This is a genomic window from Bradyrhizobium sp. AZCC 2176, assembly GCF_036924645.1.
Taxonomy (GTDB): Bacteria; Pseudomonadota; Alphaproteobacteria; order Rhizobiales; family Xanthobacteraceae; genus Bradyrhizobium.
Genome location: NZ_JAZHRX010000001.1, coordinates 7125683 through 7146351, shown reverse-complemented (window position 1 = coordinate 7146351; position 20669 = coordinate 7125683). Strand labels below are relative to the sequence as shown.

At 63.4% G+C, this 20669-nt stretch carries 16 protein-coding genes and 2 pseudogenes; 8 read left to right on the top strand and 10 right to left on the bottom strand.

What is annotated here, in order from left to right; all coding sequences use genetic code 11:
* The coding region (locus tag V1288_RS34010) for a family 1 glycosylhydrolase (RefSeq protein ID WP_334361148.1) at positions 1-1043 on the bottom strand (1043 nt) is incomplete at its 3' end.
* A gap of 234 nt (positions 1044-1277) precedes the next feature.
* On the opposite strand from V1288_RS34010, the gene V1288_RS34005 reads away from it, so the two are divergent.
* Entirely contained in the window at positions 1278-2846 is a 1569-nt protein-coding gene (locus tag V1288_RS34005; protein ID WP_334361472.1) for a glycoside hydrolase family 17 protein, read from the top strand.
* 6 nt (positions 2847-2852) lie between these two features.
* Here V1288_RS34005 and V1288_RS34000 read toward each other — a convergent pair whose 3' ends face one another.
* The 5 genes and pseudogenes from V1288_RS34000 to V1288_RS33980 form a co-directional block, all read right to left on the bottom strand.
* Complete coding sequence (locus V1288_RS34000) at positions 2853-3920, bottom strand: threonine aldolase family protein (RefSeq protein ID WP_334361147.1); 1068 nt, start codon at positions 3918-3920, stop codon at positions 2853-2855.
* A 39-nt stretch (positions 3921-3959) separates the two neighbouring features.
* Positions 3960-5105, bottom strand: a complete 1146-nt coding sequence (locus V1288_RS33995) for an alpha-hydroxy acid oxidase (RefSeq protein WP_334361146.1) — start codon at positions 5103-5105, stop codon at positions 3960-3962.
* Positions 5106-5266: 161 nt separating this feature from the next.
* Positions 5267-5885, bottom strand: a pseudogene (rpsD, locus tag V1288_RS33990) (30S ribosomal protein S4).
* A gap of 315 nt (positions 5886-6200) precedes the next feature.
* Positions 6201-6980: an acyltransferase gene (locus tag V1288_RS33985; RefSeq protein WP_334361145.1), complete on the bottom strand. Its 780-nt coding sequence runs from the start codon at positions 6978-6980 to the stop codon at positions 6201-6203.
* 199 nt (positions 6981-7179) lie between these two features.
* On the bottom strand, positions 7180-7959 hold the full coding sequence (locus V1288_RS33980) for an HpcH/HpaI aldolase family protein (RefSeq protein ID WP_334361144.1): 780 nt from the start codon (positions 7957-7959) through the stop codon (positions 7180-7182).
* 110 nt (positions 7960-8069) lie between these two features.
* Between V1288_RS33980 and V1288_RS33975 the strand changes: the two genes are divergently transcribed.
* The gene (locus V1288_RS33975) at positions 8070-9110 is read left to right on the top strand and encodes an acyltransferase family protein (protein WP_334361143.1); all 1041 of its coding nucleotides are present in this window, start codon (positions 8070-8072) and stop codon (positions 9108-9110) included.
* Between the two features lie 24 nt (positions 9111-9134).
* On the opposite strand, the gene murI is transcribed toward V1288_RS33975, so the two are convergent.
* From murI to V1288_RS33955, 4 genes are all read right to left on the bottom strand, one after another.
* The gene (gene murI, locus V1288_RS33970) at positions 9135-9923 is read right to left on the bottom strand and encodes a glutamate racemase (protein WP_334361142.1); all 789 of its coding nucleotides are present in this window, start codon (positions 9921-9923) and stop codon (positions 9135-9137) included.
* A gap of 262 nt (positions 9924-10185) precedes the next feature.
* A complete protein-coding gene (gene purB / locus V1288_RS33965; protein WP_334361141.1) occupies positions 10186-11493 on the bottom strand; it encodes an adenylosuccinate lyase in 1308 nt (435 codons plus the stop codon).
* A gap of 159 nt (positions 11494-11652) precedes the next feature.
* Positions 11653-12306, bottom strand: a complete 654-nt coding sequence (locus V1288_RS33960; RefSeq protein WP_334361140.1) for a response regulator transcription factor — start codon at positions 12304-12306, stop codon at positions 11653-11655.
* Entirely contained in the window at positions 12306-13682 is a 1377-nt protein-coding gene (locus V1288_RS33955) for a sensor histidine kinase (protein WP_334361139.1), read from the bottom strand. Before V1288_RS33955 ends, V1288_RS33960 begins: the two co-directional genes overlap by 1 nt.
* Before the next feature lie 214 nt (positions 13683-13896).
* On the opposite strand from V1288_RS33955, the gene V1288_RS33950 reads away from it, so the two are divergent.
* From V1288_RS33950 to V1288_RS33930, 6 genes and pseudogenes are all read left to right on the top strand, one after another.
* Complete coding sequence (locus tag V1288_RS33950) at positions 13897-14661, top strand: MotA/TolQ/ExbB proton channel family protein (RefSeq protein ID WP_334361138.1); 765 nt, start codon at positions 13897-13899, stop codon at positions 14659-14661.
* A complete protein-coding gene (locus V1288_RS33945) occupies positions 14651-15325 on the top strand; it encodes a hypothetical protein (RefSeq protein WP_334361137.1) in 675 nt (224 codons plus the stop codon). Before V1288_RS33950 ends, V1288_RS33945 begins: the two co-directional genes overlap by 11 nt.
* The gene (locus V1288_RS33940) at positions 15318-15926 is read left to right on the top strand and encodes a hypothetical protein (RefSeq protein WP_334361136.1); all 609 of its coding nucleotides are present in this window, start codon (positions 15318-15320) and stop codon (positions 15924-15926) included. The genes V1288_RS33945 and V1288_RS33940 overlap by 8 nt, the downstream gene beginning before the upstream one ends.
* A gap of 365 nt (positions 15927-16291) precedes the next feature.
* Positions 16292-16888, top strand: coding sequence for a TetR family transcriptional regulator (locus V1288_RS33935; RefSeq protein ID WP_334361135.1), 597 nt, complete (start codon positions 16292-16294; stop codon positions 16886-16888).
* A gap of 376 nt (positions 16889-17264) precedes the next feature.
* Positions 17265-17405: pseudogene (locus tag V1288_RS34205) on the top strand (zinc-ribbon domain-containing protein); the annotation flags it as partial.
* A 6-nt stretch (positions 17406-17411) separates the two neighbouring features.
* Entirely contained in the window at positions 17412-20657 is a 3246-nt protein-coding gene (locus tag V1288_RS33930; protein ID WP_334361134.1) for an ATP-binding protein, read from the top strand.
* Positions 20658-20669: the final 12 nt, after the last annotated feature.

Genomic DNA, 20669 nt, shown 5'->3' with positions numbered 1-20669 from the left:
GCCACGACATAATGGTCGGGCGTGTAGACATTCAGTCCGACGAAATCGATCGGCGACGAAATGATGCGCAAATCCTCAGGCGTGAATTTCGGCGCGTCGTTGCCGGCCTGCGCGAGGTATGCATCGGTATATTTTCCCTCCATCATCACAGTCAAATAGCCGGCATTGAGCTCTCGCGTCGCGATCTCGGCGGCGCGGATGTTGGCAGGCGTTTCGACGGCAGGGATGCAGCTCACGGCATTTTCCGCCGGACCAACCTTGGTCCCAGTGCGCCCGTGGGCCCTGATCGCCTGAACCGAAAGGCCGTGGCCGAGCGCGACGTGATGACGGACCTGCTTCAATCCCGATTCGGATAGTTTGAGGCCCGGCGCATCGGCGCCCATGCCGTGGCCGAGATGAACGAGCCGGGAGCATTCGTTGATTGTGAAGAAATGCGTCACGCGGTCGCTCAAACGCGCCGCAACATGGCCTGCGTAATCCGCAAAGGCCTTTGAGGTGTCGCGCGAGGTCCAGCCGCCGAAACGGTCCTGCAGCGCCTGCGGCAGGTCCCAGTGATACAGGGTCGCAAACGGCTGGATGCCGTTCGCCAACAACTCGTCGACAAGGCGGTTGTAGAAATCGAGGCCCTTTGGGTTTGGCGCGCCGGCGCCGTCCGGAAAGATGCGCGGCCATGCAATCGAGAATCGATAGGCCTTTGCGCCGAGCGCCTTCATCAACCGGATGTCTTCCTTGTACAGGCGATAATGGTCGGTCGCGGTGTCGCCGTTGCTGTGATCGGCGATCGTCCCGCGCGTGTGGGCAAAGCGGTCCCAGATCGACGGACCGCGGCCGTCTTCGTTCACCGCTCCTTCGATCTGATAGGCCGAGGTCGCCGTACCCCACAGAAAGCCGCTCGGGAAACCGGAAGAGGTTGCTCGATTCCGCGTTCCGTTGTCCTGCTCCGATTCGGCCAGTCCGGACCTGGCTGACAGCATCGACATGCCAAGCGCCGACCAGCCCGCAATCCTGCCAAACTGGCGCCTTGAAAATCTCTTGAATGGCATCACTTCACTCGCCGCGCCGGGATCAATATTGAGCAAAACAAGGCGCACTCTTGATACTTCATGTTTGAAGCACCTCAATATCACCGCTTCCGTGTTCCGGTGCAATTGTGCAAGCGCCATCAGCGGGTCGACAGGACTGCCGTGCGCCGCTAAATAGGCTGATACATTCACCCATTGGGAGCAGGACCAATCGGCTTTCGGACGCCGCTGGCGCTTTTATTCGTATCGCTGGGCATGGTTGCCGCGGTGTGGTGGTGGCTGGCCACGCCGGTAGCGTTGACGCGCGCGCCGATCGATGCGGCGGCGAAGCTGGAGTGCGTTTCCTATGCGCCATTCCGCAACGATCAGACGCCGCATGATCCGACGCTGATCGTCAGTCCGGAGCAGATCGCGGAGGATCTGGCCGAATTGGCCAAGGTCTCCAAATGCATCCGCACCTATTCCATCGACAACGGGCTCGACAAGGTGCCCGAGCTTGCATCCAGGGTCGGATTGAAGGTTCTGCTCGGCGTATGGATCGGACGCGATCGCGCAAAGAACGCCCAACTCGCCGACATTGCGGTCTCGCTGGTGAAGGATCATCCCGGCACGGTCACCGCGGTCATCGTCGGCAGCGAAGTGCTGCTGCGCGGAGAGATGACCGTTGCCGACCTGAGGCAGATCATCCGCTCGGTCAAGCCGCGCGTGAATGTACCGGTGACCTATGCCGATGTCTGGGAATTCTGGCTTCGCTATCGCGAAGTGGGCGAGGATGTCGATTTCGTCACTGCCCATTTCCTGCCCTATTGGGAAGACGATCCGCCGCGTGCCGAAGAAGCGGCTGCGCATGTCGATGATATCAGAAAGCAGGTGGCGGCAGCGTTTCCCGGCAAGGAGATTTTGATCGGCGAAACCGGCTGGCCGAGCCACGGGCGGATGCGCGACGGTGCGCTGGCTTCCCGCGTCAATCAGGCGCGTTTCATTTCCCAGATTCTCGAGCGGGCGCGACAGGACAATTTTCGCGTTAATTTCTTCGAGGCTTATGACGAGCCGTGGAAGCGCCGCTGGGAAGGAACGGTCGGCGGCTATTGGGGGCTGTTCGACGGTGCCGAACGCAAGCTGAAATATCCGGCGGGCGTGGCCATCAGCAATTATCCGTTCTGGAAGTTGCAGATGGCGGGCGGGCTATTTCTTTGCATCGGGGTATTCGGCGTAGCCCTGTTCACCCTCAAGCGCCGGCCGTCGCCGACGCCATTGGCATCGTGGCTCGCGGTCGCGATGTCCGCGACAACAGGCGGAATCCTGCTGGGCGTGAGCGCCGACAAGATGCTCCACGAAAGCTATGGGGCCGGCGGTTGGCTGGTGCAGGGCTTTCTGCTGGTGGCGGCTGTGACGGCGCCGCTGCTGTCGACCTACGCGCTGATGTCGGGGCGCGGGCTTCCGGCTTTTCTTGAAGTGTTGGGGCCATCAAAGGGCCTGACCCCATTCTTCATGGCCAATATGCTGGGCATCTCGCTGATCGTGACGACGCTCATTGCCGCACAAACTGCGCTCAGCCTGATATTCGACGCGCGCTGGCGCGATTTCCCGTTCGCCGCCCTGACCATGGCCGTGGTGCCGTTCTGGACATTGGCATTCCTCAACGGTTCGAAATCCGGCGAGAGGCCGCTCTCGGAAGCCGTGTTTGCCGGTCTCTTCGCCATGGCCGCGGTCTATGTCGTCTTCAACGAAGGGTTCGAGAACTGGCAGGCGCTATGGACCGGGGCGGTGTATGTCCTGCTCGGCAGTGCGCTATGGCGGGCGCGCATTGCTGCTATTGCCTGAGTTCGCTCACGCGCCGCGCACGATCTCGCGCACGATGCCGACCGTCTCCTCGATCATCGCAGCGCTGACGTCGAGATGCGTGCAGGCGCGAATGCGCCCATCCATCATCGCGAGCAGGACGCCGCGTTTGCGCAAGGCCTCGACCATCTTGTCGCCGGCAACGCCCGCGCCGTCAGGCCTGAAGAACACCAGATTGGTCTCGGGCTGCTGCACCTTGATGCCGTCGATCTGCGACAGTCCCCGCGCGAGCGCACGCGCGTTGGCGTGATCGTCGGCGAGACGGTCGACGTGATGGTCGAGCGCGTAGACGCAGGCCGCGGCGCAGACGCCGGCCTGCCGCATCGATCCGCCGAGCCGCTGCTTCCAGCGCCACACGTCGTCGATGAAGGCGCGCGAGCCGGCAATGACGCCGCCGATCGGCGCACCGAGGCCTTTTGAGAAATCGATCCAGGCCGAATCCCAGCCCGCGGCCATATCGCGCGCCGATATTCCGGTAGCTATGCAGGCGTTCAAGAGCCGCGCGCCGTCCATGTGGGTGATGAGCCCATTCGCCTTGGCGATCGCTACGACTTCATCGAGGGCTGCCTTCTTCCAGATGGTGCCGCCGCCGATATTGGCGGTCTGCTCGACGCTGACGACAGTCTGTGGCGGCTGGTAACGCGAGCGCGGATGCAGCGCGGCACGAAATGTTTCGGGCGCGAACTGCCCGTCATCGCCCGGCAGCGGCGTGATCTGGAAGCCGCCAAGCGCGGCATGCGCGCCGCCTTCGCGCGCAATGATATGCGCGCTGGCATGGGCGAGAATTTCATCGCCCGGCCGGCAATGGGCCAGTGTCGCCGCGACGTTGCACATCGTGCCCGACGGCATGAACACGGCCGCTTCCTTGCCGAGCAGGTCTGCGACGCGCTCGCACAGCAGATTCACCGTCGGGTCATCCCCGATCTGTTCATCGCCGACCTCGGCGCGCGCCATCGCCTCGCGCATCGCAGGCGTCGGCCGGGTCTGCGTGTCCGACAGCAGGTTGATGCGGATGGGGTCAGCCTTGGGATCGCGAGGGGCAGGGGTGTAGTGCATGGGGGATTCTCGATATTTTGCAACGTGAGAGGGGAGGAATTATCTGAAGCGCAGATTTTCGCGTGAGAGCTGGTCGATCGATCTGCATCCCATCAGCTTCATTCCTCGCTCGATCTCGGCCCGCATCAGGCCGAGGGCGCGTTCAACGCCGGCCTGACCGGCCGCGGCGAGAGGATAAAGATAGAAGCGTCCAACGCCAACAGCCTTGGCTCCCAGCGACAGCGCTTTCAGGACGTGGGTTCCGCGCTGGACTCCGCCATCCATGATCACGTCGATCTGGTCGCCCACGGCATCCACGATTTCAGCCAATTGATCGAATGCCGCCCGCGAGCCGTCGAGTTGCCGGCCGCCATGGTTGGAAAGCACGATGCCGGTGCAGCCGATTTCAACGGCACGTTTGGCGTCGGCCACCGACATGACGCCCTTCAGGCAGAATTGCCCGTTCCATAGCTTCACCATTTCCGCGACGTCGTCCCAGGTCATGGCCGGGTCGAGCATTTCGGTGAAGTAGCGACCGATCGACATCGTGCCGCCGCTCATATCGACGTGCTCGTCGAGTTGAGGCAGTTTGAAACCCTCATGGGCGAGGTAGTTGATGCCCCACATCGGTTTGACCGCAAACTGCGCCATGCCGGCAAGCGTCAGCCTGAAGGGAATTGAGAAGCCGGTACGCAGGTCGCGTTCGCGGTTGCCGCCGGTGATGCTGTCCACGGTCAGCATCATGACGTTGACGCCGGCTTCCTTCGCCCGCTGCATCATGGCGCGGTTTAGCCCGCGATCCCGGTGAAAATAGAACTGATAGACTTGCGGCGTATCGTATGCCTTGCGCAGTTCCTCGAGGCTCACGGTGCCGAGCGAGGATACGCCGAACATAGTGCCGTATTTCGCGGCCGCGGCGGCCACCGCGCGTTCGCCGGTATGGTGGAACAGGCGCTGCAGCGCGGTCGGCGAACAATAAAGCGGCATCGCCAGTTTCTGGCCCATGACGGTCACCGACATGTCGATGGTTTCGACGCCGCGCAGGACGTTGGGCACCAGATCGCAGCGCTCGAAGCTTGCGGTATTCTGGCGAAGCGTTGCCTCGTCGTCGGCGGCGCCGTCGATGTAGTTGAAGATCGGGCCGGGCAACCGTCGTTGCGCCAGCTTGCGGAAATCATGGAAGTTGTAGCAGTCGCTCAAACGCATGTTGTCCCCCGGCACCGGTTCGCACCATGCCGCCCCCTTGGCTGAACCTTCGGCTGAATCCTACTTGCAAGCCGTCATTTGAACCATGCGCATTGCAAACTGCGGATAAAAAAAGGCCCCGGCAAAACCGGGGCCTTTGATATCTCGGAACTGAAAACCGATCAGCGCGAATAGAATTCGACGATCAGATGCGGCTCCATCTGCACCGCGAACGGCACGTCCGACAGTGCAGGAATGCCGGGTGAACTTCGCGGTCATCTTGGAGTGATCGGCTTCGATGAAGTCGGGCACGTCGCGTTCGCCGAGCTGGCTGGCTTCCAGCACCGGGGTGAGTTGCTTGGAGGATTCCTTGATCTCGACGAGGTCGCCGGGCTTGAGCTTGTAGCTCGAAATGTTGACGCGGCGGCCGTTCACCTTGATGTGGCCGTGGTTGATGAACTGGCGGGCGGCGAACATCGTCGCCACGAACTTGGCGCGATAGACCACGGTGTCGAGACGGCGCTCGAGCAGGCCGATCAGGTTTTCACCGGTGTCGCCCTTCATCCGGCCGGCCTCGACATAGATGCCGTGGAACTGTCGCTCGGAAATGTTGGCGTAGTAGCCCTTGAGCTTCTGCTTGGCGCGGAGCTGGACGCCGAAGTCGGACAGCTTGCCCTTGCGGCGCTGGCCGTGCTGGCCGGGACCATATTCACGGCGGTTCACGGGACTCTTGGGGCGGCCCCAGATATTCTGGCCCATACGGCGATCGATCTTGTATTTCGCCTCACTGCGCTTTGTCATCGCGTCCTCTGCTTAAGAGTTTGAGTATTGAGGAAACGCGCCCTCCTGTGCACCGGCGGGGCCGGGGCCGACAGGTCCGCCTCGAAAGCTCGGGGAAGACCACGGGTCGCGAAACGCATCGCGGGCCGAAACCGGCCCGCGAGCAAGCGGGTTCTTAAGGAGAAACCGCCGTTCTGTCAATGAAAACGGGCCAGTTTGGCTCCGTCATTCCGGGGCGATGCGTTAGCATCGAACCCGGAATCTCGAGATTCCGGGTTCGCACTTCGTACGCCCCGGAATGACTGCCAAAAGTCCGGAATGACCGCCGAGAGGCGGTCAGGTCGCGACCGCCCGGACCGGTTTGGGCTCGCTTTGCTGTCGATTTGAGCGCAATTCGGCGGCAATTTCACCGTTCAGCACCTGTTCCAGCCGATTCAGCGCCTTGGCCATCGGAGCGGCGTCGGTAATCCGGTGATCCCAGCGCAGCACCACATCGATGGTCTGGTCGGGCTTCTCCACCCCATAGCTCAGGACAAACGGCCCGGGGCTGATGGCATGGAGCTGGCCGGCGCCGTAGGCGGCCACCGAGGTTACGCCAAAACTGCCGAAATAATTGGCCCGCTGGCGGCCGAAATTGAGCCCGACCGCCCAGAACAGGCGGCGCAGCGGCAGCGGCAGCCGGGTAGTGCGCAGGATCTTGCGGAACGCCGGCACCTCGTTGATCGGAGCCTGCTTGGCGTGCCGGATCAGCGCATCGACCTCGGCGAGCGACATTTCATCCGGCGCGGCGACCTTTTGCGGCAGCACGCAATCCTGGCCGTCCTCGAGCCGGGCGATCGCCACCATCGCGACGCTGCGGGGCAGTTCGTAAAACGCAGGCATCGGCCATTTGACGTAGAGGGTGCGCAGCACCGGCTGCTCCTTCGCCACCAGCGCGAACGCCTTGACGAAGATCGCAGCCCAGCCGGGCCGCTGGACGGCCTGCCCACGGGCCTCCTGCAGGGTGCGGATATGCAGCGGACGTGTGAGCGAAACAAAGGGCACGCGGACCGACGCGTGCATGAGGTCGGCGACCAGGCGGCGCGGCAGTGTGATTTTTCGAACCGTTCCGCGCATCGCTCCGCTCGAGTTCCGCAATAGACAAATCAGAAAGCCGCAGGCGGCTGCGGCAACCTGCCAGCACCTCATCTAGCACGAACAAGGCGTTTTGACGCCAGAAGGTTCGCATCCGAGGTCGCCCGGCCCGGCGGCGGCACGTGCTCCGGGGGCGATATAAAGCCCAAGGACTTTGAAGGGCTTGCCGCCGTCTCGGCACCTATCGCTTGATCCCGTCAAAACTCGCCGCGATGCCGCGCTGGAACAGCGACCAGTCGAAGCCGAGCGCCAGCGCGACATAGCCGCGGTCGATCATCTTGTTGGCCTGTTCGGCCGTGCGCGCGACACCGCCGATCGGCACACCGCTCTTGAGGATGCCGGCCTCGGCGCGCGCCATCAGTTCCAGCACCTGGGGATCGTCGGGCAGGCCGCGCTTGTTGATGGATGTGGCGAGGTCGCCGGGGCCGATCACCGCGAGGTCGATGCCTGGTGTTGCCATGATCTCGTCGATGCGCTCGACCGCCTCGACATGCTCGATGGTGATCATGCAGATCATGTCGTCATCCGCGGTCGCCATGTAATCCGTCATCGACACGCCCCAGCGGAATGGCGCGTGGAACGGGCCCCACAGCCGGTCGCCTTTCGGCGGATAGCGCACGCTGCGCACGGCTTTCTCGGCGTCTTCGCGGCTGCAGATCATCGGAAAGTTGATGCCGAGCGCGCCGAGGTCCATCGGTGCCTTGGCAAGCCACGGCTCGTTGGCGGCAATCCGCACCATCGGTACGCACGGCGTGCCTGAGGTGGCCGTGATCATCGCATGCGCCGAGCCGAGATCGATCGGGCCGTGTTCGAGATCAACGATGATCCAGTCGATCCCGGAACGGGCCATGATCTGCACGGTCTGGATAGAGGGGATGGTCGCGATCGCGCCGAAGGTCGGGCGTCCTTCTTGCCAGAGCTGGCGCAGGCGATTGAGCGGCGCATGCTTCGCGGAGGTCAAGGCGGAAACTCCCTCATCAAATGATCGATTCGAACATGCGTCAACCGCACAACTATATGTTAATATCTTGCCCGCAAGGATGGTGCGCATAATGAACCTGCCGGGGCGTTATGCGGACATTCTATGGTGTGCAAGCCATGCGCGGCGTCGCGGCGCTGGCTGTCGTCTGCGGGCACGCGGTAATCGCTCGCTCTGATTCGGCGACGCAAAATGCCGCCGAAGCGGCGCACACGATCCTGGCGAGCGGCGTCGACATCTTCTTTGTCATTTCCGGGTTCATCATTGCGACGACGGCCGCGTCGCAAACAGACGCGCTGAATTTCGCTTTCAGAAGGGCCATTCGAATCTATCCGATGTATTGGCTTGTATTGCTTGGGGCGTTTGTCAGTTCGTACTGGATCGCACTCTCGGCGGGAGATCGATCCGCACTGGACCTCGGCCACGTCTTCGCGTGGGGTTTTCCGAACTGGTATATCCCACCCGCCTGGTCGATCGCGTTTGAAATGCACTTCTACGCTGTTGTCGCGGTGATACTTGCCATTGCGCCGCACCGCCTTTTCGAGCTCTTGTTTGCGGCGCTCGGCGTTGCGGTAGTCGCGATCGTTTTTAAGCTGCCTCTCGGGCTCTATTCGCATCCCCTAATTCTGGAATTCGGCGCCGGCGTCTTTATCGCCTACCTTGTCCGGATGAATGGAACGCTGCCTGTTTTGCCATACAGCACGGCTATCTCCGCAGCCTTATTCGCCGCGGGCTGGTACTGGATTTTCGTCCACGGATCGAGCAATCCTCAACTCGCACGTGTGCCGACCTATGGTCTCGGTGCGGCACTCCTCATCTATACCGTCGTCTCGGCCGAATTCCACGGCGCTTCCTTTTCGCGCATCCTGCAATGGTTCGGCAACATCTCCTATTCGCTCTACATCTCACATTATTTGCTGATCAAATGGATCGCGAACTTCCCCGAGCTGTGGCAGATTTCTTCGGCCGGCGTCATCATCGCCAGCATTTTGCTTTCGATCGGCCTCGCGGCGGGCTTGCACCTGCTGGTCGAAGCGCCGACGCTCAATTGGGGTCGCAAGCTCCGCCTGACGCGCAGGGGCGCCGAAGTCCCGCTTACCTTCGCTGGCGTGCGCGATCTTCAGAAGCCCTGAGCGGGTTCATCAATGCCCGGCAGTTTACGCCGGCACGCGCCCGCCGAAAAACGGCATCAGGGCTCGGCTCAGCGTGTGCGGCCGCCTCGACGTGAAGATGATCTCGGCCCTGGCCTGATCGCTTTCCCGGTCCGGAGATCCGAGCAGGTCGGACACGCGCCGGGCGATAGCGGGCGCTGGATCGATCCAGTCGACCGGCCACGGCGCGAGCCTCGTCAGGCGGTCGAGCAGCAGCGGATAGTGGGTGCAGGCCAGCACGACGGTGTCGGTGCGATTCTCGCCGTTTGCGACGAAGCAGGGGGCAAGCTCCGCTGCAATATCCTCGTCGCGCACGTCGTTGCCGCTGAGCGCGGATTCGGCGAGCGAGGCGAGTTCCGCCGATCCCACCAGCGTGACTTCGCAGCCTTGCGCGAAATCCTGGATCAGGCGCTTGGTGTATTCGCGCTTGACGGTGCCCCTGGTGCCGAGCACCGACACGCGTTTGGTCTTTGAGCTGGCGCAGGCCGGTTTGATCGCAGGCACGGTGCCGACGAACGGCACGCTATAGGCGCCGCGCAGATGCGACATCACGAGCGTGGACGCGGTGTTGCAGGCAACAACCACCAAAGCGGGGGCGTGGCGGGCGATCAACTCGCCGATCAGCGGCACCACGCGGGCGATGATCTCTTCCTCGCCGTGATGGCCATAGGGAAAGAACGCGTCGTCGGCGACATAGACGTAGTGCGCGTCGGGCCGCGCGCGGACGATCTCGCGCAGGACCGTGAGGCCGCCAAGGCCGGAGTCGAAGACGAGGATGGTGGGCGGGGCTGACACGCTGCGACCTTAGCCGATCTGCGGTTACCGTTGGGTTGCTTTCAAGGTGCCGGCGGGGTCACGGAGGTTGTCGGCGGCGATAGGGACAATTTGGATTGATCTAAGTCGGTTTGGCAAGGCCCGGAAAACTGCTGGGGCGGCCGTCCAAGGTACCACCCAGGACACCACCCAGACACCCATGGGGCAGAGCCGCTGAAATGCAAAACGGAAGTCCCGCCAAGCGGTTGCGCCGCTTGGAAGACCCTTCGCGCCGGCGGAATGGTCAGCTCTCGCCGAACACCCGCTTGAAGATCGTGTCGACGTGCTTGAAGTGATAGCCGAGGTCGAACTGCTCCTCGATGTCGGCATCGCTCAGATGCTTCTTCACGTCAGCATCTTTCTTGAGCAGCGTCTGGAAGTCGCCTTCGCCGCGCCAGACCGGCATGGCGTTGCGCTGGACGTATTTGTAGGCGTCCTCGCGGCTGGCGCCCTTTTGCGTCAGCGCGATCAGAAGCCGCTGCGAATGCACGAGGCCGCCGAGACGGTCGAGGTTCTTCTGCATGTTGGCGGGATAGATCAAAAGCTTCTCGATCAGTCCGGCGAGGCGCATCAGCGCAAAATCGAGCGTCACGGTGGCGTCGGGCCCGATCATGCGTTCAGCCGAGGAATGCGAGATGTCGCGCTCGTGCCAGAGCGCCACGTTTTCCATCGCCGGCATCGCATAGGCGCGCACCATGCGCGACAGGCCGGTGAGATTTTCCGACAGCACCGGGTTGCGCTTGTGCGGCATCGCCGACGAGCCCTTCTGGCCCTCGGAGAAGAATTCTTCCGCTTCCAGCACTTCGGTGCGCTGCAGATGGCGGATTTCGATCGACAGCCGCTCGACGGAGGAGGCGATCACGCCGAGCGTTGCAAAATACATCGCGTGGCGGTCGCGGGGGATCACTTGCGTGGAGATCGGCTCCGGGACCAACCCCATCGCCTTGGCGACATGTTCTTCGACGCGCGGATCGATCTGGGCAAAGGTGCCGACGGCGCCTGAGATCGCGCAGGTCGCGACTTCCTTGCGGGCGGCGACCAGCCGCTCGCGGGCGCGGGAAAATTCCGCATAGGCGTAGGCGAGCTTGAGCCCGAACGTCACCGGCTCGGCGTGGATGCCGTGGGAGCGGCCGATGGTCGGCGTCAGCTTGTGCTCGAAGGCGCGCTTTTTCAGCGCGGCCAGAACCTTGTCGATATCGGCAATCAGCAGGTCGGCGGCACGGGTGAGCTGCACGTTGAGGCAGGTGTCGAGCACGTCGGAGGAGGTCATGCCCTGGTGGACGAAGCGCGCCTCGGGGCCGACGATTTCGGCCAGATGGGTCAGGAAGGCGATGACGTCGTGCTTGGTCTCGCGCTCGATCTCGTCGATCCGGGCGACGTCGAAACTGGCATCCCTGGCCTTGGCCCAGATCGTCTTCGCGGCTTCCTTGGGGATTGTGCCGATTTCCGCCAGCGCATCAGCCGCATGCGCCTCGATCTCGAACCAGATCTTGAAGCGGGTCTGCGGCTCCCAGATGGAGGCCATTTCCGGGCGGGTATAGCGGGGGATCATCGAAAACTCCGGACCAGCAGGGCGGGACACGAGGCGATCCCGGCCGATTTGTTTTTACGCCGCGCTTTAGCAAATCGTGCCGGGCGAGGCCACCCATACGGGGGCGCAGAGGCAGGAAAACCGGGCAGAAACCGGCTCGAGACGGGGCGCGCGCCGTCGTTAGAGGCTGGCCAGCCCACACTCCACGGCCAGGCGGACAAGCTGCGCGTCCGTCCGCATGCCGGTCTTGGTCTTGATCAGGTAGTGGTAGTTTTGCACGGTCTTGATGCTGAGATTGAGGTTTGAGGCGATCTGCTCCGTGGTCGCGCCGGCTGCCAGTTGCCTGAGGATCTCGATTTCCCGCTCGCCGAGCTGGTCAAGCACCGATCCCGAAGGGGAGAGGCTTTCCATCGCCAGAACGTGGGCGATGTCATCGCTGATCGCCGGCTCGCCGCGGACCAGCGAACGGATCGCCCGGATCAGTTCGGAAGGGGCGGAGCCCTTCGTCACATAGCCGTTCGCCCCGGCATTGAAGGCAGCCTTCACCTGCGCCGCCTCGCAGTGCATGCTGAAGACGAGAATGCGCGCAGCGGAACTGCGCGAGCGGATGTTCCTGACAGCCTCGAGGCCGCTGGCGCCCGGCATCAGGATGTCCATCACCACGACGTCGGGGGCGTGCGCCTTGAAGGCGCGGTAGGCGTCGGCCGCATTGTCGGCCTCGGCCACCACCTGGAAATCGTCCTGATGTTCGAGGACGCGCCGGTAGCCTTGCCGGACAACGGGATGGTCGTCAACGAGCAGGATCGAGATGCCTGGGGTCTGCGGCGCGGTCATCACGCCGCAAGCGGGATCGTGGCGGCGACGCTCACCCCGCGATTGGCATCCGCGATCGACAGCGAGCCGCCAAGGGCGGCGACCCTCTCGCGAATGCCTGTCAGCCCGAAGCCGGTGGACGCGGCCACCTTGGCCGCATCGCCGCCGCCATCGTCCTCGACATGGACCAGCAGGGCGTTTTCGGCCCCCGTGCGCCGCTCGATCCGCAGTACGATCCCGCGCGCCGAACTGTGCCGCAGCGAGTTGGTCAGGCATTCCTGGACCATCCGGTAGGCGGTCGCGGCGACGGCACCGCGGACGTCGGCGAGATCGCCCTTGAGATCGAGCTGGATCATCGGCTGCGTTGCATTCGCTGACCGCCAATTGTCGACGAGATCGACAAGGCAGGCCTCCAGTCCGAGCTCTTCGGCGGGCGGATGGCGCAATCGCTTCAGGGTATCCCGAAGGCAGGCCATGATGCGATGGGTGGCTTGCGAGATCATCCGCGCGTCCTGGGCGACCTCGCATCTGCTCTGGTCCTGCTCTCGCGCGCTGGCGGCTTCGATGGTGTTGGCAAAGGCAAGGATCGCGGCCAGGTTCTGTCCGAACTCGTCGTGCAATTCGCGGGCAAGCGCGCGCCGCTCGTCGCTGCGGATTTCCAATAGGCGCCGGGTCAGCGCGGCACGTTCTTCCATGGCTTGCGACAGACGGTCGCCGAGCTCGCCGACTGCCTGTCCGATCATGGCAAGGTCCATTGACCGGAAGCGCGGCAGCGAGGTTCGGTATTGGCCGCGTGCCATGCGCTGCAGGGCGGCAACGATCTGCTGTGCGGGTGCAAGCGTATGCGCAATCGCCAGCGATGCGAGCATCGCGATCGCCACCGCCATCAGCAGAGCGAGGTGGATGTTGTCGAGGATGTGCTGCCAGGCCAGCGCGATGGCGGCATTCGGATCGGGGGTGGCCGAGACACTGCCCGCGCTCGCGGCGCGCGCGCTGATCGGTCGCACGACCGCGGCGTGGTCTCCAAGCAGGGTCTGCGCAGCGGCCGCAAACCAGCGCGGCGGAACTTGGCCGATTCCCTTGCTTTGGCCGCAGAGCGGGTTTTCGAACGCGCCGGCGGGCACGATCTGGACGCAGATGCCCGGCGAGATCAGCCCCATCGTTTCGATGGTGCGCCATTGCGGCGCCGGCAGCAGTTGCTCGCGCATTCTGTTGCTGCGCAACAGCAATTCGCGCCAGTAGAGCGCTTCCAGCGCGACCGAGACCCGCTCGGCGGAAGCGGCCGTGGCGCGATCGACGCTGCGATGGGCATCGATCGTCGCCCAGACGGTGGCCGCTCCCAGGCACAGGATGACGATGACAAACAGGCGGCCGACAAGCTGAAGGACGAGGCGCATGCGATCACTCCCCAACGTGCGGATGAGTGCAACAGCACCGCTAATTCACGCCAAAAGCAAGCCGGCGAGGCGTCACTCGGGAAATTTTCCCAACCAACACTGGGCATATGTCTTTGGACGCGGCCGTGGTCCGCTGATCTAACCAAACGCACGGATTTTCGTCGCGGGCCGGCCTGCACGGAACCGCTCTTCCCAGCCAGGGAGCCGACGCAGCATGAGTGCCACGGCCAGCGCCGAGACCGCGCCCTCCGCCACTGACACGGACACGTCCGAGCGCAGCGTCCTCCTGTTGTGGATGATCTTCACCGGGCTGTCGATCTTCGCCGTCGTGCTGTTGTGGCGATACGGACTGCTCCATCTGATGGTCAGTTCCGACCGCACCTACATTTCGAGCGTCATTGCCGTGCTTTATTTCGTCACCTGCTTCCATTGCTTCTGGCGGACGCGCGCGATCGCGCGCGAGGGCGAGATTACGCGCCGCTGCCGCGCCATCCTGTCGGCGCCCGGCGGGGCGAGGGGACTTGATGACGCGCGCGCCCTGCCGGGCGGCCTGGTGCCGGATCACATCCGCAACCTGGTGAAGAAGGCCAAGGCGCAAGCCGCGGGGCGTATCGACCAGACGCTGCTGCTGCGGTCGCTTGCCGACCGTTTGCGCGGCTCCAACGGGTTCGGCGCATTCGTGTCCGACACGCTGATGAAGCTCGGGCTGCTCGGCACCATCATCGGCTTCATCATCATGCTGGCGCCGATCGCCACCCTCGATGCGGCCGACAAGGCCGCGATGAAATCCTCGATGGGCCTGATGAGCGATGGCATGGCGGTGGCCATGTACACGACGCTGGCCGGCCTGGTCGGCTCCATCCTCGTCCGCATTCAATATTACATGCTCGATGCCGCGACCCAGCGGGTGTTTTCCGACGCCGTCATGCTGACCGAGACGCACGTCACGCCGGTTCTGGAACGCCACCATGATGGATGATTTCGGGCTCTATCCGCGCGAGGAGCCGTTCGACCCGCTCGGCGTGATGCTGTTCAAGGCGCTGCAGGTGATCGCGTTCCTGTTCTTCCTGGCGCTGCTGGCGGTCTCGCCGGACGCCAAGGACGGCAAGATCGATTCCAAGGCCGAATTCCTCATCACCATGGACTGGCCGGACAATCATCCCGACGACTTCGATCTGTTCGTGCAGGACCCCGCCGGCAACATCGCCTGGTACCGCCGGCGCGAGGCCGGTTTCCTCACCCTCGATCGCGACGATCGCGGCGGCGCGAACGATTTCATCATCGTCAGCGGCAAAAAGATTCTGTCGCCGGTCCGGGAGGAAATCGTCACCGTGCGCGGCATCGTGCCCGGCGAATACACCGTCAACGTCTCGCATTTTCAGGCCACCACCGGGCAGCCCGTCGCGGTGAGCGTAAAAGTGCAGAAGCTCAATCCGACCGCGCAGGTGATCTTCGACAACAAGCTGACGCTCGACCACACCGGCGAGGAAAAGACCGCATTGCGCTTCTGGCTCGATGCCGAAGGCAAGGTGGTCGACGTCCAGCAGCGGCAGAAGTCGCTGATGGAGACGTTCCGCAACGTCCGCGCCAACGGTGCGGACCTGGACCCGAAAACCGGCGTCAGGATGCCGCGCCGTGAATAGCCTGCAATCGGTCGTCCTCACGCTCTCCATCAGCTACGCGCTGATCGGCGCGCTGCTGCTGATCGTTCTGGTCTATGCGCGCGTGCCGTGGTCGGCCAAGGCGGTTGCCGTGGTGGTGACGAGCGCGTTCTACATCGCAAGCTTTGTCGGCGTGCGCGGATTGCTGGGCTGGGCCAGCGTCGACAGGCTGCCCGCAAGCTTCAAGCTGTTGCAGGCCCGGATCGTCGAGCCGCACTCGCTGGAGGGCGATCCGGGCGCGATCTATCTCTGGGTCGAGGCGCTCGACGACGGCAACCGGCCAAGCGGCGTCCCGCGGGCGTTTCGCATTCCCTACAGCGACAGGCTTGCGGAAAAGACCGACAAGGCCGCTGGCGAGATCGCCGCCGGCCGCCCGCAGGGCGGTCGTGCCGCCGATTTTGGCGATGGCGGCGGCAGCCTGCTCCAGGCCGCCCGCGAATACATCACGCCCGGCATGATCCTGGACACCTCGGGCGGCGATCCCTCGACGGGCGGCGGATTGGTTGCGGCGCCTCGCGATGGCGATGGGGTGGCGTTTACGCCGCTATTGCCGCCGCGGATGCCGCCGAAGGACGAGCCATAGGCTTCCGGCGATGAGGATGGTGTAGCGCCCGGCCGGCCCCAACAATCACGGTTTATTGACTGACAGATATTGAAATCTGTCAGCGGGACATGCTATATCCATTGCCGACGCCGGTGTTAGGGCGTCACCCGGCTCTTAAGGTTTTGGAGCCCGGGTACTTGCAAAGGACTACGCTAATGACTGCCCATCTCATTCATCTGACCGCCCAGATCCAGCGCTGGCTCAACCAGAGCGTCGCCCGTCATCTGGCCGCCCAGGCCGAGCGGCTGGAACCGATCGTGAAACATTAACCCGCCCTAGGGGATTACACGGAATTACAAGGGGGATTAAATGACCACCCGTCCCATCGTTTCGCAGGTGTGCGCATGAACGAAGTCGTGGTTCTGACCCCCGAACGAATTCTGGAGGTGACCGAGGACGTTTTGCGCCGCTATGGGCTCGCCAAGGCCACCGTGGTGGATGTCGCCCGCGCCCTCGATGTCAGCCACGGCAGCGTCTACCGCCATTTCCCCAGCAAGGCCTCGCTGCGCGAGGCGGTGGCCAAGCGCTGGCTCGACCGTCTCAGCGCACCTCTCCTGAAGATCGCGGAAAGCTCCGGCCCGGCGCCGGCCCGGCTCGAGAAGTGGCTGCGCACGATGTTTTCGATCAAGCACAAGCGGCTTAGTGACGATCCCGAGATGTTTGCGACCTATCTGGCGCTGGCCCGCGAGGCCTGCAAATCCGTGAGCTGCCACAAGGACTGCCTGGTCGACCAGATTGCCCTGATCCTGTCCGACGGCGTGAAGCAGGGCGCGTTCGAGGTCGCCGACATCAAGGTGACGGCGCGCGCCATTTTCGATGCCACCAGCCGTTTCCACCATCCCGCACACGCCGAAGAATGGAACGAGCCGGGTGCCCCGGCTCGGATCGATGCGCTGCTGACGCTGCTGCTCAGGGGGTTGGAAGCGCCGCGGAAGGGCTGACGATTGTTCTGTAATCCGAACTGTAAGGCCAAGCCCTTTTCCCACGAAGCGGCCACGCCAAAATCAAGTGCCGAGGTCTCACGTTAACCCAAAGCGGAAGTGGAGCCTTGGGCGTTGCCGATCGGTGGAGGACGGTCGCCGGACGCTCCTGACCCCGAAAGATCAAGAAGCAGATGTGAGAAACTGCCGCGACTGGCGATTCCCTAGAGAACTGCCAATGAAAGCTTTCACACTCGACTATCGCGACCGAGGCGCTTCCAGTAAGTTCAGTTGACGGCATATCCAGGACCGGAGAGCGCTACGTGCCTTGCTGCTAACGGCAATATGGCTGCGTTTGTACCCTCCGCTTCCAGCCTATGCCCGCTGAGGGCCGGTGATGAAGTGTCCGAAGTGCCAGCACGAAAACCCCGCCACAGCTACGTTCTGTGAGGAGTGCGCGGCACGTCTAATAATAGGCTGTCCCAATTGTGGGAGCCGGGTTTCCGCCACAGCCAAATTCTGCCCGGAATGCGCCCATCCCCTGATGCCGGTCGCGGGCGAACCTCGCTTTGCCTCGCCCAAGGATTACACGCCGCAGCATCTCGCCAACAGGATTATCGCGGCCAAGGCAAGCCTAGATGGCGAGCGCAAGCAGGTCACAGTTCTCTTCGCTGATATCACGGGTTCGACGAAGTTGATTGCCGACCGCGATCCGGAGGACGCACAGAAACTCATCGACCCGGTGCTCGAATGCATGATTGAGGCTGTGCACCACTACGAAGGTACCGTGAACAGGGTGATGGGCGACGGCATCATGGCCCTCTTCGGTGCACCGCTCGCTCACGAGGATCATGCTGTGCGCGCGTGTCATGCGGCGCTCAGGATGCAAGAGACCGTCAAACGGTATGCAGAAACTCTCCAGCGCACTCACGGACTGTCCATCACAATCCGCGTCGGACTGAACTCAGGGGAGATTGTTGTCTGCGACATCGGCAACGACCTCCACACGCATTACACCGTCGTGGGCCAGAGCGTACACTTGGCGGCTCGCATGGAGCAGATGGCAAATCCCGGCTCCGTGCTCGCAACGGCCGATACCCTTCGGTTGGCGGAAGGCTATGTCGGCGTGAAGCCCCTCGGTCCCGTGCCAGTGAAGGGGCTCGCCAACCTGGTCGAGGTCTGCGAGGTGACGGAGGCGGGGCCAGCGCGGAACAGATTGCAAGCGAGCGCACGCAGGGGGCTCACGCGGTTCGTCGGCCGCGACGCTGAGTTGGAGCAACTCCGCCGCGCGCTGCTACTCGCCGCCGCCGGACACGGGCAGGTCGCGGCGATCGTCGGCGAAGCAGGGGTCGGCAAGTCGCGCCTGCTCTACGAGTTCACCCACTCGCATCACTTGCTGGGCTGGCGGGTCCTCGAGAGCGCCTCGGTCTCGTACGGCAAACGAACGAGTTATTTGCCTGTGATCGACCTCCTTAAGAGCTACTTCGCGATCGTGGACAGCGACGACCCGCAGACCGTGCGAGAGAAGCTCTCGACACAGAATTGCGCGCAGGACGGCAGTTTGCCAGCGCTGTTATCTTTGCTGAACGTGCCAGCCGATGATGCGCAATGGGACAAGCTCGATCCACCCCAGCGCCGCCGCCGAACATTGGACGCGCTGAAGCGGTTGCTGCTGCGTGAAAGCCACAAACAGCCCCTGCTGGTCGTCTTCGAAGACCTCCACTGGATCGACTCCGAGACCCAAGCACTGCTCGATGTTCTCATCGAGAGCCTGCCGGCTGCCCGACTGCTGCTGCTTGTTAACTACCGCCCAGAGTATCAGCACCGTTGGGGCAACCGCACCTGTTACACGCGGCTCCGGCTGGATCCTCTGCCGTCGGACACCGCTGAGCAGCTTCTCGGCGTCCTCCTCGGGCCCGATGCCAGTCTCGAACCGCTTAAGGACACGCTGATCGAGCGGACGGGGGGCAATCCGTTCTTCCTGGAGGAGAGCGTGCGGTCGCTCGCGGAGACCAGGGCCCTACTCGGCGAGCGTGGGGCCTACCGGTTGGCGCAGCCGCAGCCATCCATCCAGGTCCCCGCGACGGTCCAAACCGTGATCGCCGCCCGCATCGACCGGCTCTCCGCCACCGATAAGACGCTCCTGCAGACCGCTTCGGTGCTCGGGAAGGACGTGCCGCTTGGCTTGCTGCAAGGTATTGCCAAGGTCGCCGAAGATGAGTTGCGTGCCGCGATCGGACGCCTCCAGGCGGCGGGATTCCTCTACGAGGCCGGCTTCTTGCCGGATATGGAGTACGCCTTCGCGCATGCGCTGACGCACGAAGTTGCCTATGGCAGCCTGCTCCAGGACCGGCGGCGCGCCCTCCACGTGCGAATCGTGGAAACCATCGAGCGAACCTATCCGGCCCGGTTGGCCGAATATGTCGACCGGCTGTCCCATCATGCGTTTCTGGGCCAGGATTGGGCGAAGGCGGTCACCTACCTTCAGCAAGCCGGTGCCAAGGCCCTCGCTCGCTCGGTCCACCGGGAAGCCGTCAGGTGCTTCGAGGAAGCACTGATGGCGTTGACCCACCTACCCGTGACTCGCGAGAGCCTGGAGCAGGGGATCGATCTTCGCTTCGACCTTCGAAACGCTCTGCTCCCGCTGGTGGAATGGGGAAAGATCAAAGAGTATCTCGGGGAAGCTGAAGCTCTCGCCAAGAAATTGAATGATCGGCGCCGACTGGCATCGGTGTCGGGCTACATGAGCGGCCTTCACCTGAACACGGGTGGTCGCGCGAGCGACGTGCGCGCGTTCGCCGAAGAGGCCGAGGCCATCGGCGCGTCTCTCCATGATGTCCCGCTCCAGGTTGCCGGCCGGTACTACCGCATCTGGCTGGGGAATCGCTCGGGCGACTATCGCGAAACCGAACGCCTCTGCCGGACGTTGATAGAGGCGCTGCCCGGCGATCTGTCTCGCAAGCGTCTTGGACTCGTTGCGTATCCGGCGGTGGTGGCGCGCGCCTTCCTGGCGCGCGCCCTCGCTGAACTCGGAGTGTTCGACGAGGGACGCAACCATGGACAGGAGGCTGTCCGGCTCGCTGAAGTGCTCGATCACCCCTTCAGCCTCATCTGGGCCTCCTTGAATCTCGGACGCCTCGAAAGCCTACGCGGAGATTTCATCCAGGCGATCATGCCGCTCGAGCGTGCGGTCGCTCTGTCCCAGGAGTGGGATATCGCCTACTTGACTCCGATCGCGCAGGCGGCTCTGGGGCACGTCTACGCGCGCTCGGGACGCGTCGAGGAAGGCGTCTCCTGGCTGCGGCAAGGCTTGGCCGGCTATGCATCCGCGGGGATCGGATACCTGCACTCGATGAGCACCCTGCAGCTCGGCGAGGCGCATCTCCTCGCAGATCGGGTGGAGGAGGCGTGGGAGTTTGGCACCCGAGCCGTGGTGCTTGCCCGCGAGTGCGGAGAACGCGGTCACGAAGCGTGGGCCCACCTGCTCCTCGGCGAGACGGCGTCACATCGTGACTGCCCGGACGTTGCTGCAGCCGAAGCTCACTATGGTACCGCCACGGCTTTGGCCTCGGAGCTCGGTATGCGACCGCTTGTCGCTCATTGTCACTTCAGCGTCGGCAAGCTCCTCGGGCGGGCAGGCGATTGGCGTGCGATAGAACATCTCACGACGGCCATGAACCTATTTCGCGAGATGGGAATGGGGTTCTGGCTAGATAAGGTCGAGGCCGAGATGCAGGCGCTTGAGGTCGCCATGGCCACCCCTGGTGCCTTTTCGCTCTCTCGCCGTTGACACTACCTTGTA

What these genes read in the sequence shown, in the direction of transcription:
- purB (WP_334361141.1), bottom strand. Translation starts at nt 11,493, where the DNA reads ATGATCCCCCGCTATACCCGCCCGGAAATGGCCTCCATCTGGGAGCCG.
- V1288_RS33955 (WP_334361139.1), bottom strand. Translation starts at nt 13,682, where the DNA reads ATGCGCCTCGTCCTTCAGCTTGTCGGCCGCCTGTTTGTCATCGTCATC.
- V1288_RS33935 (WP_334361135.1), top strand. Translation starts at nt 16,292, where the DNA reads ATGAACGAAGTCGTGGTTCTGACCCCCGAACGAATTCTGGAGGTGACC.
- V1288_RS33975 (WP_334361143.1), top strand. Translation starts at nt 8,070, where the DNA reads ATGCGGACATTCTATGGTGTGCAAGCCATGCGCGGCGTCGCGGCGCTG.
- V1288_RS33985 (WP_334361145.1), bottom strand. Translation starts at nt 6,980, where the DNA reads ATGCGCGGAACGGTTCGAAAAATCACACTGCCGCGCCGCCTGGTCGCC.
- V1288_RS34005 (WP_334361472.1), top strand. Translation starts at nt 1,278, where the DNA reads ATGGTTGCCGCGGTGTGGTGGTGGCTGGCCACGCCGGTAGCGTTGACG.
- V1288_RS33950 (WP_334361138.1), top strand. Translation starts at nt 13,897, where the DNA reads ATGAGTGCCACGGCCAGCGCCGAGACCGCGCCCTCCGCCACTGACACG.
- V1288_RS34000 (WP_334361147.1), bottom strand. Translation starts at nt 3,920, where the DNA reads ATGCACTACACCCCTGCCCCTCGCGATCCCAAGGCTGACCCCATCCGC.
- V1288_RS33960 (WP_334361140.1), bottom strand. Translation starts at nt 12,306, where the DNA reads ATGACCGCGCCGCAGACCCCAGGCATCTCGATCCTGCTCGTTGACGAC.
- V1288_RS33945 (WP_334361137.1), top strand. Translation starts at nt 14,651, where the DNA reads ATGATGGATGATTTCGGGCTCTATCCGCGCGAGGAGCCGTTCGACCCG.
- V1288_RS33995 (WP_334361146.1), bottom strand. Translation starts at nt 5,105, where the DNA reads ATGCGTTTGAGCGACTGCTACAACTTCCATGATTTCCGCAAGCTGGCG.
- V1288_RS33930 (WP_334361134.1), top strand. Translation starts at nt 17,412, where the DNA reads ATGCCGGTCGCGGGCGAACCTCGCTTTGCCTCGCCCAAGGATTACACG.